General features: G+C 41.4%; 20 protein-coding genes. 19 read left to right on the top strand and 1 reads right to left on the bottom strand.

The genetic code is table 11. From position 1 onward, the window contains the following. The first annotated feature begins 3 nt into the window (after positions 1 to 3). The 12 genes from ABIE66_RS26720 to spoIID all read left to right on the top strand — a co-directional run bounded on the left by ABIE66_RS26720 (position 4) and on the right by spoIID (position 12,222). Entirely contained in the window at positions 4 to 1,101 is a 1,098-nt protein-coding gene (locus ABIE66_RS26720) for an NADH-quinone oxidoreductase subunit D (RefSeq protein ID WP_289314316.1), read from the top strand. Then, on the top strand, positions 1,102 to 2,109 hold the full coding sequence (gene nuoH / locus ABIE66_RS26715) for an NADH-quinone oxidoreductase subunit NuoH (protein WP_289314317.1): 1,008 nt from the start codon (positions 1,102 to 1,104) through the stop codon (positions 2,107 to 2,109). A gap of 33 nt (positions 2,110 to 2,142) precedes the next feature. Beyond that, complete coding sequence (gene nuoI / locus ABIE66_RS26710) at positions 2,143 to 2,562, top strand: NADH-quinone oxidoreductase subunit NuoI (RefSeq protein WP_048685828.1); 420 nt, start codon at positions 2,143 to 2,145, stop codon at positions 2,560 to 2,562. 2 nt (positions 2,563 to 2,564) lie between these two features. Further along, complete coding sequence (locus ABIE66_RS26705) at positions 2,565 to 2,993, top strand: NADH-quinone oxidoreductase subunit J (RefSeq protein WP_370017123.1); 429 nt, start codon at positions 2,565 to 2,567, stop codon at positions 2,991 to 2,993. 81 nt (positions 2,994 to 3,074) lie between these two features. Beyond that, on the top strand, positions 3,075 to 3,389 hold the full coding sequence (nuoK, locus tag ABIE66_RS26700) for an NADH-quinone oxidoreductase subunit NuoK (RefSeq protein ID WP_064467120.1): 315 nt from the start codon (positions 3,075 to 3,077) through the stop codon (positions 3,387 to 3,389). 34 nt (positions 3,390 to 3,423) lie between these two features. Next, positions 3,424 to 5,295, top strand: a complete 1,872-nt coding sequence (gene nuoL / locus ABIE66_RS26695; RefSeq protein ID WP_370016860.1) for an NADH-quinone oxidoreductase subunit L — start codon at positions 3,424 to 3,426, stop codon at positions 5,293 to 5,295. Further along, the gene (locus ABIE66_RS26690) at positions 5,292 to 6,815 is read left to right on the top strand and encodes a complex I subunit 4 family protein (RefSeq protein ID WP_370016859.1); all 1,524 of its coding nucleotides are present in this window, start codon (positions 5,292 to 5,294) and stop codon (positions 6,813 to 6,815) included. The genes nuoL and ABIE66_RS26690 overlap by 4 nt, the downstream gene beginning before the upstream one ends. Before the next feature lie 3 nt (positions 6,816 to 6,818). Then, on the top strand, positions 6,819 to 8,345 hold the full coding sequence (gene nuoN / locus ABIE66_RS26685) for an NADH-quinone oxidoreductase subunit NuoN (RefSeq protein ID WP_289327042.1): 1,527 nt from the start codon (positions 6,819 to 6,821) through the stop codon (positions 8,343 to 8,345). A 149-nt stretch (positions 8,346 to 8,494) separates the two neighbouring features. Next, positions 8,495 to 8,737 carry a DUF1146 family protein gene (locus ABIE66_RS26680; protein ID WP_061465671.1) on the top strand — a complete coding sequence of 81 codons (243 nt, stop codon included), beginning with the start codon at positions 8,495 to 8,497 and terminating at the stop codon, positions 8,735 to 8,737. Between the two features lie 158 nt (positions 8,738 to 8,895). Next, positions 8,896 to 9,645, top strand: coding sequence for a YwmB family TATA-box binding protein (locus ABIE66_RS26675; protein ID WP_289327041.1), 750 nt, complete (start codon positions 8,896 to 8,898; stop codon positions 9,643 to 9,645). A gap of 32 nt (positions 9,646 to 9,677) precedes the next feature. Next, positions 9,678 to 10,985, top strand: a complete 1,308-nt coding sequence (gene murA, locus ABIE66_RS26670; RefSeq protein WP_370016858.1) for a UDP-N-acetylglucosamine 1-carboxyvinyltransferase — start codon at positions 9,678 to 9,680, stop codon at positions 10,983 to 10,985. Between the two features lie 199 nt (positions 10,986 to 11,184). Further along, positions 11,185 to 12,222 carry a stage II sporulation protein D gene (spoIID, locus tag ABIE66_RS26665; RefSeq protein WP_289327040.1) on the top strand — a complete coding sequence of 346 codons (1,038 nt, stop codon included), beginning with the start codon at positions 11,185 to 11,187 and terminating at the stop codon, positions 12,220 to 12,222. Positions 12,223 to 12,242: 20 nt separating this feature from the next. Here spoIID and ABIE66_RS26660 read toward each other — a convergent pair whose 3' ends face one another. Next, complete coding sequence (locus ABIE66_RS26660) at positions 12,243 to 12,668, bottom strand: VanZ family protein (protein ID WP_370016857.1); 426 nt, start codon at positions 12,666 to 12,668, stop codon at positions 12,243 to 12,245. Positions 12,669 to 12,820: 152 nt separating this feature from the next. On the opposite strand from ABIE66_RS26660, the gene spoIIQ reads away from it, so the two are divergent. The 7 genes from spoIIQ (at position 12,821) to fabZ (ending at position 18,803) form a co-directional block, all read left to right on the top strand. Continuing rightward, positions 12,821 to 13,798: a stage II sporulation protein SpoIIQ gene (spoIIQ, locus tag ABIE66_RS26655; protein WP_370016856.1), complete on the top strand. Its 978-nt coding sequence runs from the start codon at positions 12,821 to 12,823 to the stop codon at positions 13,796 to 13,798. A 434-nt stretch (positions 13,799 to 14,232) separates the two neighbouring features. Beyond that, positions 14,233 to 14,505: a sporulation transcriptional regulator SpoIIID gene (spoIIID, locus tag ABIE66_RS26650; RefSeq protein ID WP_034315767.1), complete on the top strand. Its 273-nt coding sequence runs from the start codon at positions 14,233 to 14,235 to the stop codon at positions 14,503 to 14,505. A 307-nt stretch (positions 14,506 to 14,812) separates the two neighbouring features. Continuing rightward, a complete protein-coding gene (gene mreB / locus ABIE66_RS26645; protein ID WP_289327037.1) occupies positions 14,813 to 15,814 on the top strand; it encodes a rod shape-determining protein in 1,002 nt (333 codons plus the stop codon). A gap of 281 nt (positions 15,815 to 16,095) precedes the next feature. Further along, positions 16,096 to 16,935 (top strand): flagellar hook-basal body protein, encoded by an 840-nt coding sequence (locus ABIE66_RS26640; RefSeq protein WP_370016855.1) that lies wholly within the window; start codon positions 16,096 to 16,098, stop codon positions 16,933 to 16,935. A gap of 55 nt (positions 16,936 to 16,990) precedes the next feature. After that, a complete protein-coding gene (locus ABIE66_RS26635) occupies positions 16,991 to 17,839 on the top strand; it encodes a flagellar hook-basal body protein (protein WP_370016854.1) in 849 nt (282 codons plus the stop codon). A gap of 172 nt (positions 17,840 to 18,011) precedes the next feature. Beyond that, positions 18,012 to 18,248: a DNA-directed RNA polymerase subunit beta gene (locus ABIE66_RS26630; RefSeq protein WP_370016853.1), complete on the top strand. Its 237-nt coding sequence runs from the start codon at positions 18,012 to 18,014 to the stop codon at positions 18,246 to 18,248. A gap of 126 nt (positions 18,249 to 18,374) precedes the next feature. Beyond that, positions 18,375 to 18,803 (top strand): 3-hydroxyacyl-ACP dehydratase FabZ, encoded by a 429-nt coding sequence (gene fabZ / locus ABIE66_RS26625; protein ID WP_034315755.1) that lies wholly within the window; start codon positions 18,375 to 18,377, stop codon positions 18,801 to 18,803. Positions 18,804 to 19,086: the final 283 nt, after the last annotated feature.

Below are 19,086 nucleotides of genomic sequence, written 5' to 3'. Positions count from 1 at the left end.
CCAATGTTAAGGACCGAAGAAATGCTTCTCAATGTCGGGCCGCAGCATCCGAGTACACATGGTGTTTTTCGGCTTGTCATCAAGATTGACGGTGAAATTATAAAAGAGGCTACCCCTGTCATTGGGTATCTGCATCGCGGTACTGAAAAACTAGCGGAAAATCTGCAATATACACAAATAATTCCATATACCGACCGACTCGATTATCTAGCCGCAATGACAAATAATTATGTGCTTTGCCATGCTGTTGAAACAATGATGGGGGTGGAAATCCCCGAAAGGGCAGAATATTTGCGCGTAATTGCCATGGAATTGGGCAGAGTCGCAAGCCACCTTGTCTGGTGGGGTACATACTTGCTTGATATAGGTGCGACGAGCCCTTTCCTATACGCTTTTCGAGAACGTGAAATGATCGTTAACTTATTGACTGAATTGTCAGGAGCACGTCTTACATTCAATTATATGCGTGTCGGAGGTGTGAAATGGGATGCTCCTGATGACTGGATTGCGAAGGTGGCCGAGTTTGTTCCTTATATGAGGGAGCAGCTTGCCGGTTACCATGAGTTAGTAACAGGGAATGAAATCTTTGTTAACCGGGTTAGAGGGGTGGGCATCTATACGAAAGAAGAAGCATTGCAGTATTCGCTTAGCGGTGCCAACTTAAGGTGTACAGGCGTGAAATGGGATTTGCGGAAAAATGAACCATATTCCATTTATGACAGGTTCACCTTTGATGTTCCTACAAGGGAAGAGGGTGATGCCTTTTCTCGCTATCACTGTAGAATGGAGGAAATCGAAGAATCACTGAAAATCATTGAGCAGGCGGTTGAGCAATTTCCAGAAGGGCCGGTTCTTGCTAAGGTCCCAAAAATAATAAAGGTTCCTAAGGGTGAAGCATTTGTCCGTATTGAATCACCAAGAGGGGAAATCGGCTGTTATATCGCGAGTGAAGGGAAAAAGGAGCCATATCGTTTGAAATTTCGCAGACCTTCATTTTATAATCTGCAGATTCTTCCGAAATTATTGGAAGGGGAAAATATGGCGAACTTGATAACGATATTAGGTGCAATCGATATCGTTCTAGGGGAGGTGGATGGATAAATGATCAAGGATTTGCTCCAATCCACTCCTAGCCTACTGAATTTTGGCATCTTTTTTGGTTTGGCAGTCCTGCTGCTATTCGTTGTATTAGGGTTCGTAACCTATGGAATCCTATCAGAGCGAAAAATCATGGGGTTTATGCAGATGCGTGTCGGTCCCAACCAAATTGGGGGGAAATGGGGTCTCTTACAGACCGTTGCCGATGTTTTGAAACTTCTGATCAAGGAAGATACAATACCAAAAAAAGCCGATAAGCCGCTATATATATTAGCTCCAGTGATTGCTTTTGCTCCGGCTTTCATGGTCCTTGCCACCTTGCCGTTCACCGATGCCTTCCAATTTGCTGATATAGGTGTTGGACTGCTATATTATATTGCCATTTCCGGCATATCGACCATCGGCATCGTCACTGCGGGTTGGGCATCCAATAATAAATATTCTTTGATTGGCGGAATGAGGGCAGCCGCGCAAATGATATCTTATGAAATCCCGTTGGTGATGTCACTAGTGGGAATCGTCCTCTTAACAGGCAGTTTAAACTTGAATGAAATAGTTGCAGCCCAGGAGAAGGTTTGGTTCATTTTTCTTCAGCCGATTGCGTTTATCGTGTTTTTTATTGCATCGGTTGCCGAGTTGAACAGGGTTCCTTTTGACCTGCCGGAAGCGGAATCCGAACTTGTTGCAGGCTATCATGTTGAATACTCTGGATTTCGTTGGGCCTTCTTTATGTTATCCGAATATGTGTATATGTTTGCAATGGCCACGCTAACCACTGTATTATTTTTAGGGGGATGGAATTCTATTCCGTTTTTGGATTTTATTCCGGCGGCCATCTGGTTCGGTCTCAAGTTTAGTGTTGTTTTCTATGTATTGGTCTGGATCCGTGTGACTTTTCCTCGTATAAGGGCAGATCAATTGATGGAGTTCGGATGGAAAGTGCTGCTTCCGGTTGCATTGGCAAATATATTTTTGACGGCACTTATAAAAGAATTAATTAACCTTTTTTAAAAACTTAAGCTGGTCAGAAAGCGAGGGATTTATATGCTTGGTTTAGCAAAAGGTTTAACCTATACATTAAAGAACTTGACGAGGAAAAAAGTGACCTATGACTACCCGAATGAGCCGCTGCCGCTCCCTGACCGATTCCGCGGAATCCAAAAATTTTATCCTGAAAAGTGTATCGTATGCAATCAATGCGTGACGATTTGTCCAACCGATTGTATTCAATTAACTGGTAAAAAACATCCGGACCCGTCAAAAAAAGGTAAAATTATTGATACGTATGACATTAATTTCGAGATTTGCATTTTGTGTGATTTATGTACGGAGGTATGCCCGACAGAAGCAATCGTGATGACGAATCAATTTGAGCTGGCGGAGTATAGCCGTGATCATTTATTTAAAAATCTGGAGTGGCTTGATGAAAATGATGAAAATATCCGGAAGGTGAATAAAGTATGAGTTTGTCCGGTGAATTAATTGCCTTTTTTGGTTTGGCACTCGTCGCCATATTAGGCGGGGTGCTGTTAATTACCTTAACAAAAGTGGTCCACATGGTAATTGCACTCGTTTTTACTTTCTTGAGCATTGCTGGAATTTATATGTTGCTTTCGGCTGAGTTCGTCGCCATTGTCCAGATCCTTATTTATTCAGGGGCAATAACGATCGTGATGTTATTTGGAATTATGCTCACAAAACACCAAGAAAGTGATGAACCCGTTAAAGGGGGCTGGGGGAGATTCTCATTTCTGGCAGCTATTGCTGGATTCGCCGTGGCGGTTTACCTGGGTATTTATAATCTGGATATCCCTGTACAGCCAACCGCCTTGCATGAGGATAATACAAAACAAATAGGAATCGAACTTTTTTCCAAAATATGTCATTCCATTTGAAGCAATGTCGGTACTACTGCTTGTTGCTCTTGTCGGCGCCATTGTATTGGCTAAAAAAGATGATGGGGAGGGAGATCGATCATGACGGGAGTTCCCTTGTCGGCTTATCTTGTATTGGCACTCGTTTTATTTTGTATAGGACTGTATGGCGCTTTGACGAAGAGAAATGCGGTCATTGTTTTGATTTCAATCGAGCTGATGCTGAACGCTGCTAATATCAATTTAGTTGCCTTCAGTAAATTCGGTGTAACGCCATCCATTACGGGTCAAGTGTTTTCATTATTCACGATTACGATCGCTGCGGCCGAGGCAGCTGTAGGGCTGGCTATATTAATGTCCCTTTATCGGAATCGGAAGACGGTCAATGTCGATGAAATGGATATTATGAAGCATTGAAGGTTTATATAAATGAAGAAGGGGATTTGATACGATGATGGAGAACGCTTGGCTCATACCGATCTTTCCACTCGTCACATTTCTGGTTCTGCTTCTATCGGGTGGGCGGTTGCGGGAACGAGGGGCCTTTATAGGAATAATATGTACAATGGCTTCGTTGGTTCTATCGCTGCTTACCTTGGTGGAACGATTTAAAGAACCTACTTATAAAATATCGATAGATTGGCTTTCCTTTGGGGGGACGCAACTTACAGCGGGGTTTGAAATCAACCAGCTTAATGCCTTGATGCTCGTGATCGTTTCACTTGTCAGCCTGCTTGTCCAGATATATTCGAAGGGGTATATGAAGGGTGAAGTGCGATTCTCCATTTTTTATGCTTATCTGGGCTTCTTCACCTTTGCCATGCTTGGACTTGTCATGGCACCAAATTTGCTACAGCTTTATATCTTCTGGGAATTGGTCGGGGGGGGATCTTTCCTGCTTATTGGGTTTTACTTTTATAAACTGGAAGCCAAGAATGCAGCGAAGAAGGCATTCATCATGACCAGAATTGGGGATGTAGGGCTCTTAATCGGCATCATTCTACTATTCTGGGAAACGGGAAGCTTTGAATTTGGAGAGATCTTTCAAGCCATTCAATCAGGCGTGATATCAAATGAAAGACTGACTTTGATCGCTATTTTGATTTTTATCGGTGCGGTTGGGAAGTCTGGACAATTTCCACTACACACATGGCTTCCGGATGCAATGGAGGGACCGACTCCGGTTTCCGCATTGATTCACGCAGCAACCATGGTTGCTGCAGGGGTATACCTGGTGGCGACCCTGTTTCCGTTATTCGTCGCTAGTGAAGCGGCGATGCAAGTCGTAGCAATAACAGGTGGATTTACAGCCATATTTGCCGCAAGCATCGCTATTGTGCAAAAGGATGTTAAGCGGGTATTGGCCTATTCGACAATCTCTCAGCTTGGTTTTATGATGCTTGCTTTGGGGACTGCTGGATATGTGGCGGGTGTGTTTCATTTAATGACCCATGCCTTTTTTAAAGCATTGCTGTTTTTGGCAGCAGGCAGTGTTATTCATGCTATACATACACAGGATATAGAAGAGATGGGTGGATTATGGGGGAAATTGAATTGGACAGGGCCGCTGTTCTTGACTGGAACTTTGGCGATATCAGGGTTCCCCTTGCTCTCGGGTTTTTTCAGTAAAGATGAAATTCTAATGGCAGCCTGGGAGAACGGCAATTATGTGTTGTTTGGACTTGCGGTGATTACCTCCTTTTTAACCGCGTTTTATATGTTCCGGCTGTTTTTCATGATGTTTGCAGGAGATTCACGCAGTCAAGTAACACAGGTTAAGGACTCACCTTCCATCATGTTAATTCCCATGCTTGTATTGGCATTGCTTGCTGTAATCAGTGGGTATATCCAAACACCATGGTTTGGGACTTTCCTGGGAGATTGGCTTGTGGAGGGAAATGAAACTCTTCTAGGAGCCAGCCATAGTGAGGGACCAGTTTGGATAATGTTCATGGCTGTGCTTGTATCACTTGCCGGAATATTCCTTGCATATATGATATACGCTAAAAAGAAGTTACCTCGGGTATGGCTTGTCAAGGAAAACTCCGAGTTATATAGAGTTTTGGAAAATAAGTATTATATTGATGAGATTTACCATTTCACAGCAGGCTATGCAATCAAAGGCTTTAGTATTTTCCTATCTTATTTTGAAAGGTTCGTTGTCGGTGGCTTGGTATCCACCGTAACAAGTTCAATAGAGGGATTGGGGAAATTAGGGTCTAAACTGCAAACGGGACAGGTACAGCAATATGGCATGATAGCCTTTCTGGGACTTGCGGTACTATTGGTGATTTTTGCAGTAACTGGGGGGTATCTAAGATGAATGTCTATTTGCTCTCGCTTCTAGTGTTCTCACCGCTGCTGGGCATTGTGATGGTTGCCCTAATGCCGAAGAAAGAGGAAAGGACGATTAAACAATTTGGCTTTTTCGGAACACTGCCTCCCCTTTTCCTATCATTCTTTCTATGCAGTCAATATTATTCGGGAGTGGCCCTATCCGTCTTTGACATTAAGTTGAATTGGATCAGATTTGGGAATTTGGAGATGTATGATCCCAAACTCTTCACAGTTGACTTTGAGTTGGGCCTGGATGGGTTAAGTCTCATCTTCATATTATTGACGACAATCATTTCTTCACTTGCCGCAATCGCCTCCATATATATAAAACAAGAATGGAAAGGGTATTATTTGTTATTTTTGATTTTGGAGATCGGGATGCTCGGTGTCTTCACCGCAGAAAATTTGATCCTTTTTTTCATCTTTTTTGAAATGACCTTGATCCCCGCTTTCTTTTTGATTGGTAGGTGGGGCTTTCTGGAGAGGGAGAAAGCGTCTTATAGTTTTCTGATTTATAATGGCATCGGTTCTGCAGTTTTATTGGTGGTCATTTTGATTTTGTTTGCCAGGACAGGTACGACCAATATTGCGGCATTGACACAGATGATGACAATGGGTGGTGTTTCGCTTTTTGCGCCCATATCCGGTTCGATGAAGTTTGGTTTATGCCTGGCCTTTCTCGTTGCATTTGCGATAAAGCTGCCCGTATTTCCATTTCACAGCTGGATGGTGCGGGTCCATGCGGAAGCACCTCCATCCATAGTCATGATTCATGCTGGTGTCCTATTGAAAATAGGGGCTTATGGAATCATCCGGTTTGGAATGGGGATATTTCCTGAACAATATAAAAGCTTGGCCTTTACCGTTGTCCTGATTGGGGTCCTCAGTTTTTTATATGGTGCATTTCTAGCATTGGTACAAACGGATTTCAAGCTCGTTTTAGCATACTCATCAATCTCGCATATGGGAATCGTCATGATGGGTCTGGGAGCCTTGAATGAAGCGGGCATTCAGGGAGCTATCTTTCAAGTCATCTCACATGGGCTAATTGCTGCTTTGTTGTTTTTCTTGGTGGGTGTGTTGTATGAGCGGACGGGAACCACCATGCTTCCTAAGCTTGGTGGATTGGCCAAGTCGATGCCGGTTTTTTCAGGGTTTATGTTAGCGTGCGGGATGGCTTCACTCGGTTTGCCTGGCATGTCTGGCTTCATCAGTGAATTCATGGTATTTCTTGGCTTATTCAAGAGTCAGCCATTGCTTGCAGCAATTGGGGTGATCGGGCTGGTATTAACCGCTGTCTATATCCTGAGGGCGGTCATGTTGATGACCTTCGGGAAAAATGATAGCTTGGTAGAGAAAGAGAAACGGGACCTTAGAGACTGGGAGCTTGTACCGGCATTGGTTCTTCTCGGTTTGATAATATCTGTTGGGGTATACCCAAATTTGTTAGGCGGGCCTCTTCAAGGAACGATTGAAGCCATGATGCTAGCTTTAGGGGGGCGATGAAGGATGGATTTGAACACGATGCTTTCTTATGATTGGGGAGCGATGATGCCGGAATTCATCATCCTGGGAACGGCCATGATTCTTTCGATATTGGATTTATTCTGGCCGAAGCACTTTAATCGGAGAAAATTGGCATGGCTCGCGCTAACCGGTATCATTTTGGCATGTTTGTCACTGATTAGCTTACTATCCTTTGATACAGTCAGTATCTTATCCGATACGTTTCGTTTAGATTCATTTGCAAAAGCATTTAAGCTACTCTTATTATTCGGAGCGGGCCTAATCATCCTTCTGGCTGAAGAATATGAACCTAAAGAGGGGCTGCGGGAACATCGGGGGGAATTTTATTATCTTTTCCTGACCGCTTTGCTTGGAGCGATGGTCATGTCCTCAAGCGGGGATTTGATAACCCTGTTCGTTGGACTGGAACTTCTTTCCCTTTCATCTTATATACTAGTCGGAATGCGTAAACATGATCAGAAGTCTAACGAAGCGTCCATGAAGTATGTGATAAACGGAGGCATTTCCACGGCGATCACTTTATTCGGGATGAGCTATTTATATGGTGTGACTGGTTCTGTCAATCTAGGCGAAATGAGCCGGACGATGGCTGCGATGACCGATGGTCAGCTGCAATACATCATGGGCCTCGCTTTCTTCATGGTATTTGTCGGTTTATCCTTCAAGATAGCTGCCGCTCCCTTTCATATGTGGGCGCCGGATGTCTATGAGGGGGCACCGACACCGGTAGTAGCCTTCTTAAGTGTAATTTCGAAAATAGCGGGTTTCGTCATCATTCTGCGAATTTTTCTTTCGTTGTTCCTAACGGCATCCGGTGATACATTCGGAGCGCTCGACTTTTTGGAAAAAAACAATATCTATATAGCTTCATTGGCAGGTCTGACAATCATCATTGGAAATGTGATTGCGTTAAGGCAGCAAAATTTAAAACGGTTGTTCGCCTATTCAAGCATCGCCCATGCGGGTTATCTCCTTGTAGCGGTTGCCACATTGGGTGGGGGATATTTCCTGTTGGATACAGTCTGGTTTTACCTACTGGCTTATGTATTGATGAATATCGGTGTATTTGCAGTCATTCAGCTGCTCTCCAGTCAAAGCGGATCGGAAGACATTAGCATTCTTGCAGGACTGGGGAGGAAATCCCCGTATCTTGCCATATCATTTACTGTATTTATCCTGTCGCTTGCTGGAATTCCCGGGACGACAGGATTCATTGGCAAACTCAATATTTTCCTTGGAACATTCATTACGGAGCCTGGACATTTTGTCCTTGCGGGAATCATGATCGCAGGTACCATTGTGTCCTATGTATACTATTTCGGATTATTGGTTCAGGTCTTTTTCCGACCCATTCATTCAGAGAAGGTCATTAAAATTCGTTGGGGTCTTTACACAGTGTTGATCATTTGCGTAATAGGCACCATACTTTTCGGGGTGGCGCCAAATATTGCCTTTGATTTTATTCATGATCAATTTGGTGAATTTACAGACTTTATTTCGAGTAAATGATATAATGCCTGTATCAGAGGCTTGTTCCATTGGATCAAGCCTCTATTTACAGTTTTAAAAAGATATTTTGCAATTCTTCCTTTTATATTCCAAATTCGAAGGAGTTTTGTGTTAGAATAGAGTTCGGGTGTCATTTAGGAGGTATGTACATGTTTTCAGCAATGGGACAGCAGGCTTTAACAGGAATAATTGCACATTTGTTTTTCATTGCAGTTACCTGGTGGGCTTTACAGGCATTACATTTCGATAAAATCTTAAGATCCAATTCGGTCATCAAGGCCAGGGTTTTATACATTTTATTAACGGTTGCCATAGGTTCAGTTGTTAGTAACTTCTTCCTTGACTACCTGGGATTTGCAAACCAACTCCCGTATATGTTTAGTGATGACTGATAAGCTGTAAGACTTTTCTTATAGCAAAATATGATTCTACTCTTGTATTCGCCATGCTTACTGCCATTTTAAGGCGGAATGTGTCACCAATTGTCGGAAAACTCGAAGTATGATCTCTCTCCTTATGGAAAGAATGTGTAAAAGGGGAGGGATTTAACATGTATATTTTAAACAAAAAAATGTTAACATACATAGTATTTCTTGGTTTGATGGTGATTTTAATTGGGAATAGTACGATTGTGGCAGAAAGTAAACCAGATATAGTTAAATTGGTGGGTCTGTTACAAAAGGATAAGGATTTAGACATAGAAGATTGGTCTGTACTCACTAGAGAAATAAATAAAGAGATTACAACTAAACGAGAGTTTGAAAGCGAAGTTGCGGCTTTAAAACGAAAATACCCTCAATTTCAATGGCACCGGAAAGATGATGCTTCCGGCTGGAAGGCTGAGGCGTTAACTTACAATGTCGATTCAGGTCTAACCGAGTCTATCAAAATAATGACAACGGAAGAGAAATTTGATAAAGTTACCTATGTTATTTACGAAGTGAAGGGAAAAAAGTGGAGAAAAGCTAATTCGGCATTTTTTACGGCTACATTCCAGAACAGGGTGAATGACCTATTTATAGGGACTCCTTCAATTTTTTCTTGTATTAAAGGGTCTATCAATGATAATATGGATTCGGTTTTAAACTCTAAAACTGAAGACCTGTTAGATATGTTCCAAGCAAGGGAAATTGAGAGTGTGCATGAAACGAACTTTACATCAATATCTGCACATTCAACATTGTTTAAACAACCTTTGACAAAAGAAAAATTAAATTTGCAGTTTGGGCTACGGACAGAAGGATTGGGTGACCAAACGAACTTTGTAGTTGGCACACCAATCATAACGTTTGAATATTAATATAGAGAAAATGGACGCGGAGGGGAATACTTTTGGAAAAAATCATCGTCCGCGGCGGAAAAAGGCTTAGCGGGACAGTTAAAGTAGAAGGTGCTAAAAACGCCGTTTTGCCAGTTATCGCTGCAACATTATTAGCAAGTGATGGGAAAAGTATCATTAAAGATGTTCCTACGCTCTCCGATGTATATACAATCAATGAAGTATTGCGCAACTTAAATGCAGATGTTGCCTTTCATGACAATCAAGTAACTGTAGATGCATCAAGAGAGTTATTAGAAGAAGCACCATTTGAATATGTACGTAAAATGAGAGCTTCCGTTTTAGTAATGGGCTCATTACTAGCAAGGAATGGCCGGGCCCGCGTTGCTCTTCCTGGTGGCTGTGCCATCGGATCACGTCCTATCGACCAGCATTTAAAGGGTTTTGAAGCGATGGGAGCAAAAGTGAAGGTCGGCAATGGTTTCATTGATGCCGAGGTAGAAGGAAGACTTAAGGGTGCAAGAGTGTATCTTGACTTCCCGAGTGTGGGTGCCACTGAAAACATCATGATGGCAGCAACACTTGCTGAAGGTATAACTGTTCTTGAAAATGTGGCCAAAGAGCCTGAAATTGTAGATCTTGCGAATTTCCTTAATAAAATGGGTGCCAAAGTCAGAGGTGCTGGTACTGGTACGATGAGAATCGAAGGTGTCGATAAATTATATGGCACTGAACATGCGATTATACCTGACCGTATCGAAGCTGGTACATTTATGACAGCGGCTGCTCTTACTGGCGGCAATGTTCTTGTTCAAGGAGCTGTACCTGAACACCTTACTTCCCTTATTGCTAAAATGGAGGAAATGGGCGTTAAAATTCTTGAAGAAGAAGATGGATTACGCGTTATCGGTCCAAAAACCTTGAAGGCCATTGATATCAAAACAATGCCACATCCTGGTTTCCCGACTGATATGCAATCGCAAATGATGGCATTATTATTGCGTGCTGAAGGAACAAGTATGATTACGGAGACCGTTTTCGAAAACCGTTTCATGCATGTTGAGGAATTCCGTCGCATGAATGCCAATATTAAAATAGAAGGTCGTTCTGTTATCGTTAATGGACCAACTAACATTCAAGGTGCTGAAGTAGCTGCAACAGATTTACGTGCCGCAGCAGCGCTCATCCTGACTGGATTGGTTGCAGATGGCATTACTCGCGTTACAGAATTAAAGCATCTTGACAGAGGATACGTTAACTTCCATGGTAAATTGGCATCTCTAGGTGCTGATGTGGAACGTATTAACGAAGATGTACCTGCAGAAACAAAAAAAATTGCAGATTTAAAACGCATAAGATAGCTTATAAAACCATTCACGTTCGATACATGGAAACGTGAATGGTTTTTTTTGTTTTGTTCCAGCATTCATCGCCTCCGGTTAAATAGTTATCGTTTTTCTATTCATAAAAGCTTGTCCTTCGACATACATTTGTTATGTAAAGATCCTGCTGGATAAAGATTATACGGCAGAGAAAACAAGTGTAGGGAGGCTCAGGAATTTGAAAGCAATCAAACCGATGATCGTACTATTCATAGCAGTAGCATTCGCAATTATCATGATTCCAGCAGTGCTTGTGCTTCCATTTTCAAATGATAAGACAAGTGGGGAGTTAGCCGAACAATTAGATAAGAAAGTGAAGAATGAGGGGAAAGAGGTAAGTGCAAATGAAATGAGTTCCGTTGAAGTTGCCGTTTACCGTACCTCTGCAAAAAAGATTGAAAAACTGCCGATTGAATCGTATTTGACTGGTGTGGTTGCAGCTGAGATGCCAGCAGATTTTGAGGAAGAGGCGCTGAAGGCACAAGCATTGACAGCGAGAACTTATATCGTCAATCAGCTCATAAGCGAAAGTCGATTGGGCTTGCCGGATGGTGCCGATGTAAGCGATACGGTCATGCACCAAGTTTATAAGAATAATGATGAGCTGAAGAAACAGTGGGGCTCTGATTATAAATCGAAGATGAAGAAAATTAACAAAGCTATAAAAGAAACAGCGGGTCAAATCCTAACCTATGAAGGAAAACCGATTACTGCCACATTTTTTTCGACCAGCAATGGCTACACGGAGAATTCCGAGGACTATTGGCAAGCTGATTTTCCCTATTTAAAAAGTGTATCCAGCCCATGGGATAAAGAAGAATCACCAAAGTTTTATAATAAAGTTGTAGTGAATACTGCAGATTTTGAAAACAAACTGGGTGTAAGCCTTTCATCTGGAACATCAATAGGAACCGTCATTGAAAGAACATCAGGTAATCGCGTTGGTGTGGTGGAAATCGGAGGAAAGAAAATGACAGGAAAACAGATTCGTGAAAAGCTTGGGCTGACATCATCCGATTTTAACTGGGAGCGTCAAGGCAACCAGATTGTCATCACGACAAAAGGTTCTGGACACGGAGTTGGAATGAGCCAATACGGTGCCAATGGGATGGCCAGGGAAGGGAAAACCTATGAAGACATCGTAAAATATTATTATAAAGGAGTCAAAGTTCAGTCTTCAAGTAAGTGGCTGAATACGATGACGGCAAAAAAATGAGAGATGGGGATTCCCATCTCTCATTTTTTTGCGCTTAATTTTTCTATAATGGTCAAAAAGCCGCGTTCACGCTTGAAATAATGATATTGGACATGAAAATAGACTGCAGCCACTCCAATGATATCTTTAATTACATCTATTAAGGCAGCGGTGCGGTATGGGATGAATGATTGGTGGTATTCATCAATAACTCCGTAAAGGCAAGCTACAAGGGCCGCCAACAGGCTTAAACCAGGTTTCAGTTTTTGGTTTGCAGCAAGGGCCGAAACCAATAATATATACAAAAGGGCAAATTCGACCAGATGAAGTGCCTCTTTGATAAAGCGGTCAATTGAGGATGAGGGAAGATCAAGAATCATATCATCGGGGTTGCTCGACATTATCCAAATGGCAATCATATATAGAAAAGGCAATAACGTTAACACAAGTTTAAAGGCTTTTTTCATGAATTAAACATCCTTCAACAGTAAGATACCAAACATTTTACCATTCTACGAATAAAATCGGTTTCATTTCCGCAAAATAAATCTAAAAAATTTTTTTCCTGAATGTATATAATCTTAACAAAATGTTCAGAATGATTGCTGAGGTGATTAATATGAGAGAGGAAGAAAAGAAACCAACTTCCACAATCCGACGTATACTAAAACAACGTTGGGCATTATCAGCAATCTATATCGCAAGTGCAGCCATAATCTTAGCCGCGGCCTTCTTATTACAAAATAGTTTTGATGATTCAGCTAAAGATGGCAAAGAGGAATCAGCTGAAACAGGAAAAAACTATGGTCAGCCTTCTGTCGAGGTTAATAGTAATCTTGAGACAATCAAGATGCCTGTAGCCGATGCAGACAAATCGGTTATCAAGAAACAGTTTTATGATGTGAATGCGGATGAAAAGGCACAAGAAGAAGCATTGGTTTTCTACAACAATAGATATGAGCAAAACAAAGGTATAGACATTGCAATGGAAGATGGAAAATCTTTCGATGTAAAAGCTTCCTTAAGTGGAAATGTAACGAAAGTTCAAGACGACGCGTTACTTGGAAATTTAGTTGAAGTACAGCATGAAGATGGTGTCGTCACTCGTTATCAATCTGTTAAAGACATTAAGGTTGCAGTCGGTGACAAAGTGAAACAAGGACAAGCAATTGCAACAGCTGGAAAAAGCCAAATCAACGAAGAAGCTGGCGTGCATGTCCACTTCGAAATCAGAAAAGATAACATTGCGTTAAATCCACTTGATTTTGTTGATAAACAAGCTTCTGCCATTCAATCGGCAACTGAAGCAGAAGGCAGCGAACTTAACGATTCAACTGATAAAGAAGAAACACCTGCAGTCGAAGGATCTGAAACTGATAAAGAAGAAACACCTGCAGTTGAAGGATCTGAAACTGATAAAGAAGAAACACCTGCAGTCGAAGAATCTGAAACTGGCACGGATGAAACGCCTGCCGTTGACGAAACTGACGAGAGCACTGATTTAGAGAGTGGCACTGATGAGGAAGGCTCTGTCCCAGAGAAAGATGCAACTGAGGAAAGTGACTCCTTAAAAGATTCGTTAAATCAATCTAATTAAGATTAAGATTTTTAATTAAATCAAAACAAAAACCTAGAGCGTTACGAATGACAACAACTGAAAATTTGGTAAAAAGAAGCCGTTCAATTTGAACGGCTTCTTTTTTTCTTTCGAGGAAGTATTGGCCCATAAGCTGAAACATTTGTATTTCCGACAAATTTCTCGGGAAATAATTTGATCTTAAGGAAAATAAACAAATGAAAATTAGAAATAAATGCAAACCGCCTGTCCCATTAGGCATATATTCTTAACCAAGCTAATAAGATGTTATAAACCATGCAAAGAGAGTGTTTGAGGTGAGGAATCGTTTATTACAAATTATCTAATAGGTGAATAATTCTATCTTTCATTGTTTATAGGGCAGCGGTATTCGATTCGAAAAATACGAATCTCATTTCACACTTCTCACATCCAATCTGGGGAGGTCGAGTGGTGTGCACGATTACATCAAAGAAAGAACTATCAAGATAGGAAAGTATATCGTGGAAACTAGAAAAACAGTCCGCGTCATTGCAAAAGAGTTCGGAGTCTCTAAAAGCACAGTGCATAAAGACTTAACTGAGAGGCTGCCAGAAATCAATCCTGATTTGGCTAACGAAGTTAAGGATATATTGGATTATCATAAATCCATCCGTCACCTAAGAGGTGGAGAAGCGACAAAATTAAAATATAAACGATCTGAAAGAGAAGAAGAAATCGTTAAATAATTTTTGATATCATTCCGGCAATTGGAAGTGAATTATGCAAATCAGGGAATGAATAAGGGGACATGAAAGTGTGTCAGCCTATTCCTTAACCTTGATTGCGGTTCCGTGCCGGGATTTTTTTATGGGAAAAGACGAGGAATAGTGCTTAAGACATCTAATTTTTTTACATATTGGAAAAATAGGAAATAATAGTCTGTATTAGCGTTTATTTATAATTCATACTTACTTGTGTCAATGCAATATGGTAAAATAAACAATTAGGACAGAAGTAGGTTATATGTGAGGATATTCAAGGAGGATTTAAGAAATGTTTGCTAGAGATATTGGGATAGATCTTGGAACAGCCAATGTTCTTATACATGTCAAAGGTAAAGGAATTGTGTTAAATGAGCCTTCGGTAGTAGCGATTGATAAGAATACGAACCGTGTTCTTGCTGTCGGGGAAGAAGCTCGTAAAATGGTAGGCCGTACTCCAGGAAACATCATCGCAATTCGTCCTTTAAAAGACGGTGTCATTGCGGATTTTGATGTAACAGAATCGATGCTTAAGCATTTTATCAATACATTGAATGTGAAAGGTTTCCTTTCAAAGCCTAGAATTTTAATCTGCTGCCCGACCAACATAACAAGTGTCGAACAAAAGGCGATTAAAGAGGCTGCTGAAAAAAGCGGAGGGAAGAAAGTATTCCTTGAAGAAGAACCAAAAGTGGCTGCAATCGGTGCCGGCATGGATATTTTTCAACCAAGCGGCAATATGGTCGTAGACATTGGCGGGGGTACAACGGATATTGCCGTTCTTTCAATGGGGGATATCGTTACATCTTCTTCTATTAAAATGGCCGGTGACAAATTCGATAATGAAATTTTACATTATATCAAGCGGAAGTATAAGCTTCTGATTGGTGAACGTACAGCGGAAAATATTAAAATCCAGGTTGCAACCGTCTTCCCTGGTTCACGTAATGAAGTCATCGATATTCGTGGACGCGATATGGTATCAGGATTACCTAGAACCATTTCGGTCAATTCGAAAGAAATTGAGGAAGCTCTTCGCGAGCAGGTTTCCATCATTGTACAAGCTGCAAAAAGCGTACTTGAGCGGACGCCGCCTGAACTTTCTGCTGATATCATCGACCGCGGTGTCATTTTAACAGGTGGTGGAGCATTGCTTCACGGGATTGATTTACTCCTTGCTGAAGAACTTAAGGTACCAGTACTCGTTGCCGAGCACCCAATGGATTGTGTAGCAATCGGAACAGGGATCATGCTTGATAATATGGATAAATTGCCACGGCACAAATTCAACTAAAAAGCGGATGGAAATCTGCATCATAAGATAGGGGTCTAAGGTTCAGACAAACATGAGGCATAGAGAAAGTGCGTGCAGTTCTAGTACTGATGAGCAATAGGCCCTCTTCTTTTAGTCGAGAATTTAACACCATTCCTTTAAATCTGACCTAGCCTACGATAAAAGACAAATTCTTCTGCCTAATGCTTTTTCTTTTTCCTTAAGATACTGATGTTCATGACCGATAAGATAGATATGGGAAATTGAACGGGATAAGTTATGTAGAATGAGGAGTGAAGAAGATGTTAAGAGGTTTTTATACGGCTGCTTCCGGGATGCTTACACAGCAAAGGCGCACAGAATTGCTCACAAACAATATGTCCAATGCGAATACAACAGGGTATAAAGCGGATCAAACGAGTGTAAGGTCGTTTCCTGAAATGCTTATCAGCAATATAGGTGGTAAAACGATTCCTACGGAGAACAAATTCAGTATGTCTCAATTATCCCAGGTTGGGGGGCTCAGTACGGGCGTTTACGTACAGGAGGCGAATCCTTTATTTATCCAGGGTACATTGGAGGAAACCCAGCTTAATACGGATATTTCCTTGGCTGATGAAAACCTTCCGATCAATGAAGAAACCGGCCGGCAAGGGTCGGTGTTTTTTACTGTTCAGGATGGTGAGGGCGACGTCCGTTATACGCGTAACGGCAATTTCACTCTAGATGGGCAAGGTTATCTGACTACACCTGCCGGTCATTATGTATTGAACGAAAATAATGAACGGATCCAGCTTGATAGCGATCGGTTCACTGTAACGGAAAACGGTGTTATTTTGGAAGGAAATGTTCAAACGGCACGTATGGGCATCGGTCATTCAGATGATCCATCATCACAGCTCATGAAGGATGGGGAAGGCCTTTATAAGGCAGTGAATGATGGGAAATTACCTAACGCATACGCGGCTGCAGATATTGGTTTTTCTACTAAGCAAGGCTTTCTTGAAGGCTCCAATGTTGACCAATCGAGATCGATGACAGAAATGATGTCGGCATACCGCTCTTTTGAAGCGAGTCAGAAGGTTCTTCAAGCCTATGATAAAAGTTTGGATAAAGCGGTCAATGAAGTTGGCAGGCTTTAATTGAACATTAGAAGAAAAATGCCTTTGGGAATTTGAACATGTAAGGGGAAAATCCATGAATCGGACCATGATGACAGCGACCAATACGCTGAACCAACTTCAAAGTAAAATCGATCAAATAAGTAATAATATCGCTAATGTGGACACGACTGCCTACAAAAAGACCCAAACGAGTTTCAATGACTTATTGACACAGAGTTTCAATAATCAACCGAGTGATACCAAGGAAAAAGGAAGGTTGACCACACCTGGCATTCGACAGGGAACAGGTGCTAAGATAAGCCAATCTCAATTGGTGCTTTCACAGGGAGCCTTAAAGACGACGGACCGTAATCTTGATGCTGCAATCACTAGGGAGGACCAATTCTTCACCGTAAGCGTTCAGGACGATAATGGGGTCAATACAAGGCTTACAAGGGATGGGTCCTTTTATTTATCTCCTAATGCCAATGATCCCGATCAAATGATGCTCGTTACCTCTGCGGGACATAAAGTCCTTGATGAAAATGGTGAACCGGTCCTCATAGAGGGAAATATTAAAGACATTAAGATTTCGGAAAATGGCATATTGATAGTGGATACGGAAGAATATGGCGAAAGTGGTTTTGGGCTAGGAATCGTCTCGGTAAAGAAACCACAATTTCTTGACCGGCTAGGGGGAAATTTACTTGGCATGCCCGAAAACTTCATTGCCTTGGGTGTTACTGAAGAAGATATCATGACTGAATTAACAGGGGATTCCCGCAACCAGGCAGCAGTCCGTCAAGGCACTCTGGAGTCCTCAAATGTCGATCTTTCCAAAGAAATGACGGATCTAATCAATGTTCAGCGGTCTTACCAATTTCAATCCCGGGCAGTAACGATGGCTGATCAAATGAGCGGATTAGTCAATGGAATCCGTTAAGGTATCTGGTAAATAAAATGTCTCCCTGCGGAATTAGAGCAAATCGGTTATAATGAATTCATAACAGAATCATTCGTGCCTATCATTTTTGCATAGCTGCTGAATTTCTAAAATCAGTCGGCGAGTTTTCTTAAAAGGAGCTTTCACATTCAATATGGAACAAAATCGTGTAATGAGACAACAAATTGAAGAAGAGATAAAGGAAGTTGAGACGAAACCGAATCGTAGAATCAAGGTCCGGCTTTTGCCAATTTGGCTTCGTTTACTCATTGTTATCGGATTGATTTTCATTGCTGTATTATCCGGGGCACTATTGGGATACAGTGTGATCGGTGGAGGACATGCAATGGATGTTTTCCAAAAATCCACATGGACCCATATTATTGATATAGTGAACAAGGGCGCGTAGTTCCATGTTTTTTGAGTAGTTGCTGTCATTATCGGATTTATATTACATGGCAACTACGCCTCTGTCTTCATGACAGGGGCGAGTTTACGTTATATTTGAAATTTTGAATTCATAGGAGGAACAAATATGCTTGATATCACACAAATAAAGGAAATTATTCCGCATCGTTATCCGTTTTTATTAGTGGACCGGATCATAGAAATAGATGAAGGGAAAAGAGCGGTGGGATTGAAGAATGTCTCGGCAAATGAAGAATTCTTTAATGGTCATTTTCCCGATTACCCAGTTATGCCTGGTGTGTTAATTGTAGAGGCATTAGCGCAAGTTGGCGCTGTAGCCGTTTTGAAACAAGAAGAATACAAAGGACGGCTTGCATTTTTCGCTGGGATTGATAATTGCCGTTTTAAAAAGCAAGTAAAACCAGGTGATCAACTACGTCTTGAAGTGGAAATAGTGCGTATGAGAGGTTCAATGGGTAAAGGAAAAGCAGTGGCAACGGTAGATGGGGAAACAGCATGTGAAGCCGATATCATGTTTGCTTTTGGTGACAAATAAGAAGTAGTGCATTCATTTTCCGGGAACGGGACTAATTTAACTATATTTTTCAAAAAAATGGTTTATGGAAGCATGAAGCGGTGTATATAAATAGCACTGCATTGCTTTTTTAAAGCAAGAGCGGTTTTTAGAACTTTCTATTCTCCCTTTGAATGCCGGACATTTTTATGTCCGGCATTTTTTCATGATTAAATTCCAATAAGCGGATTTTCTTTTTAAATTTAAAATAGGACGCAAGTTATTTTCACATTCGGGCAAAATAGCTAATGATAAAGAAAGAAGG

The sequence above is a fragment of the Peribacillus sp. B2I2 genome (assembly GCF_041261685.1).
Taxonomy (GTDB): Bacteria; Bacillota; Bacilli; order Bacillales; family DSM-1321; genus Peribacillus.
The sequence above is the reverse complement of the archived record's forward strand: the minus strand, read 5'-3'. Positions and strand labels throughout refer to the sequence as shown.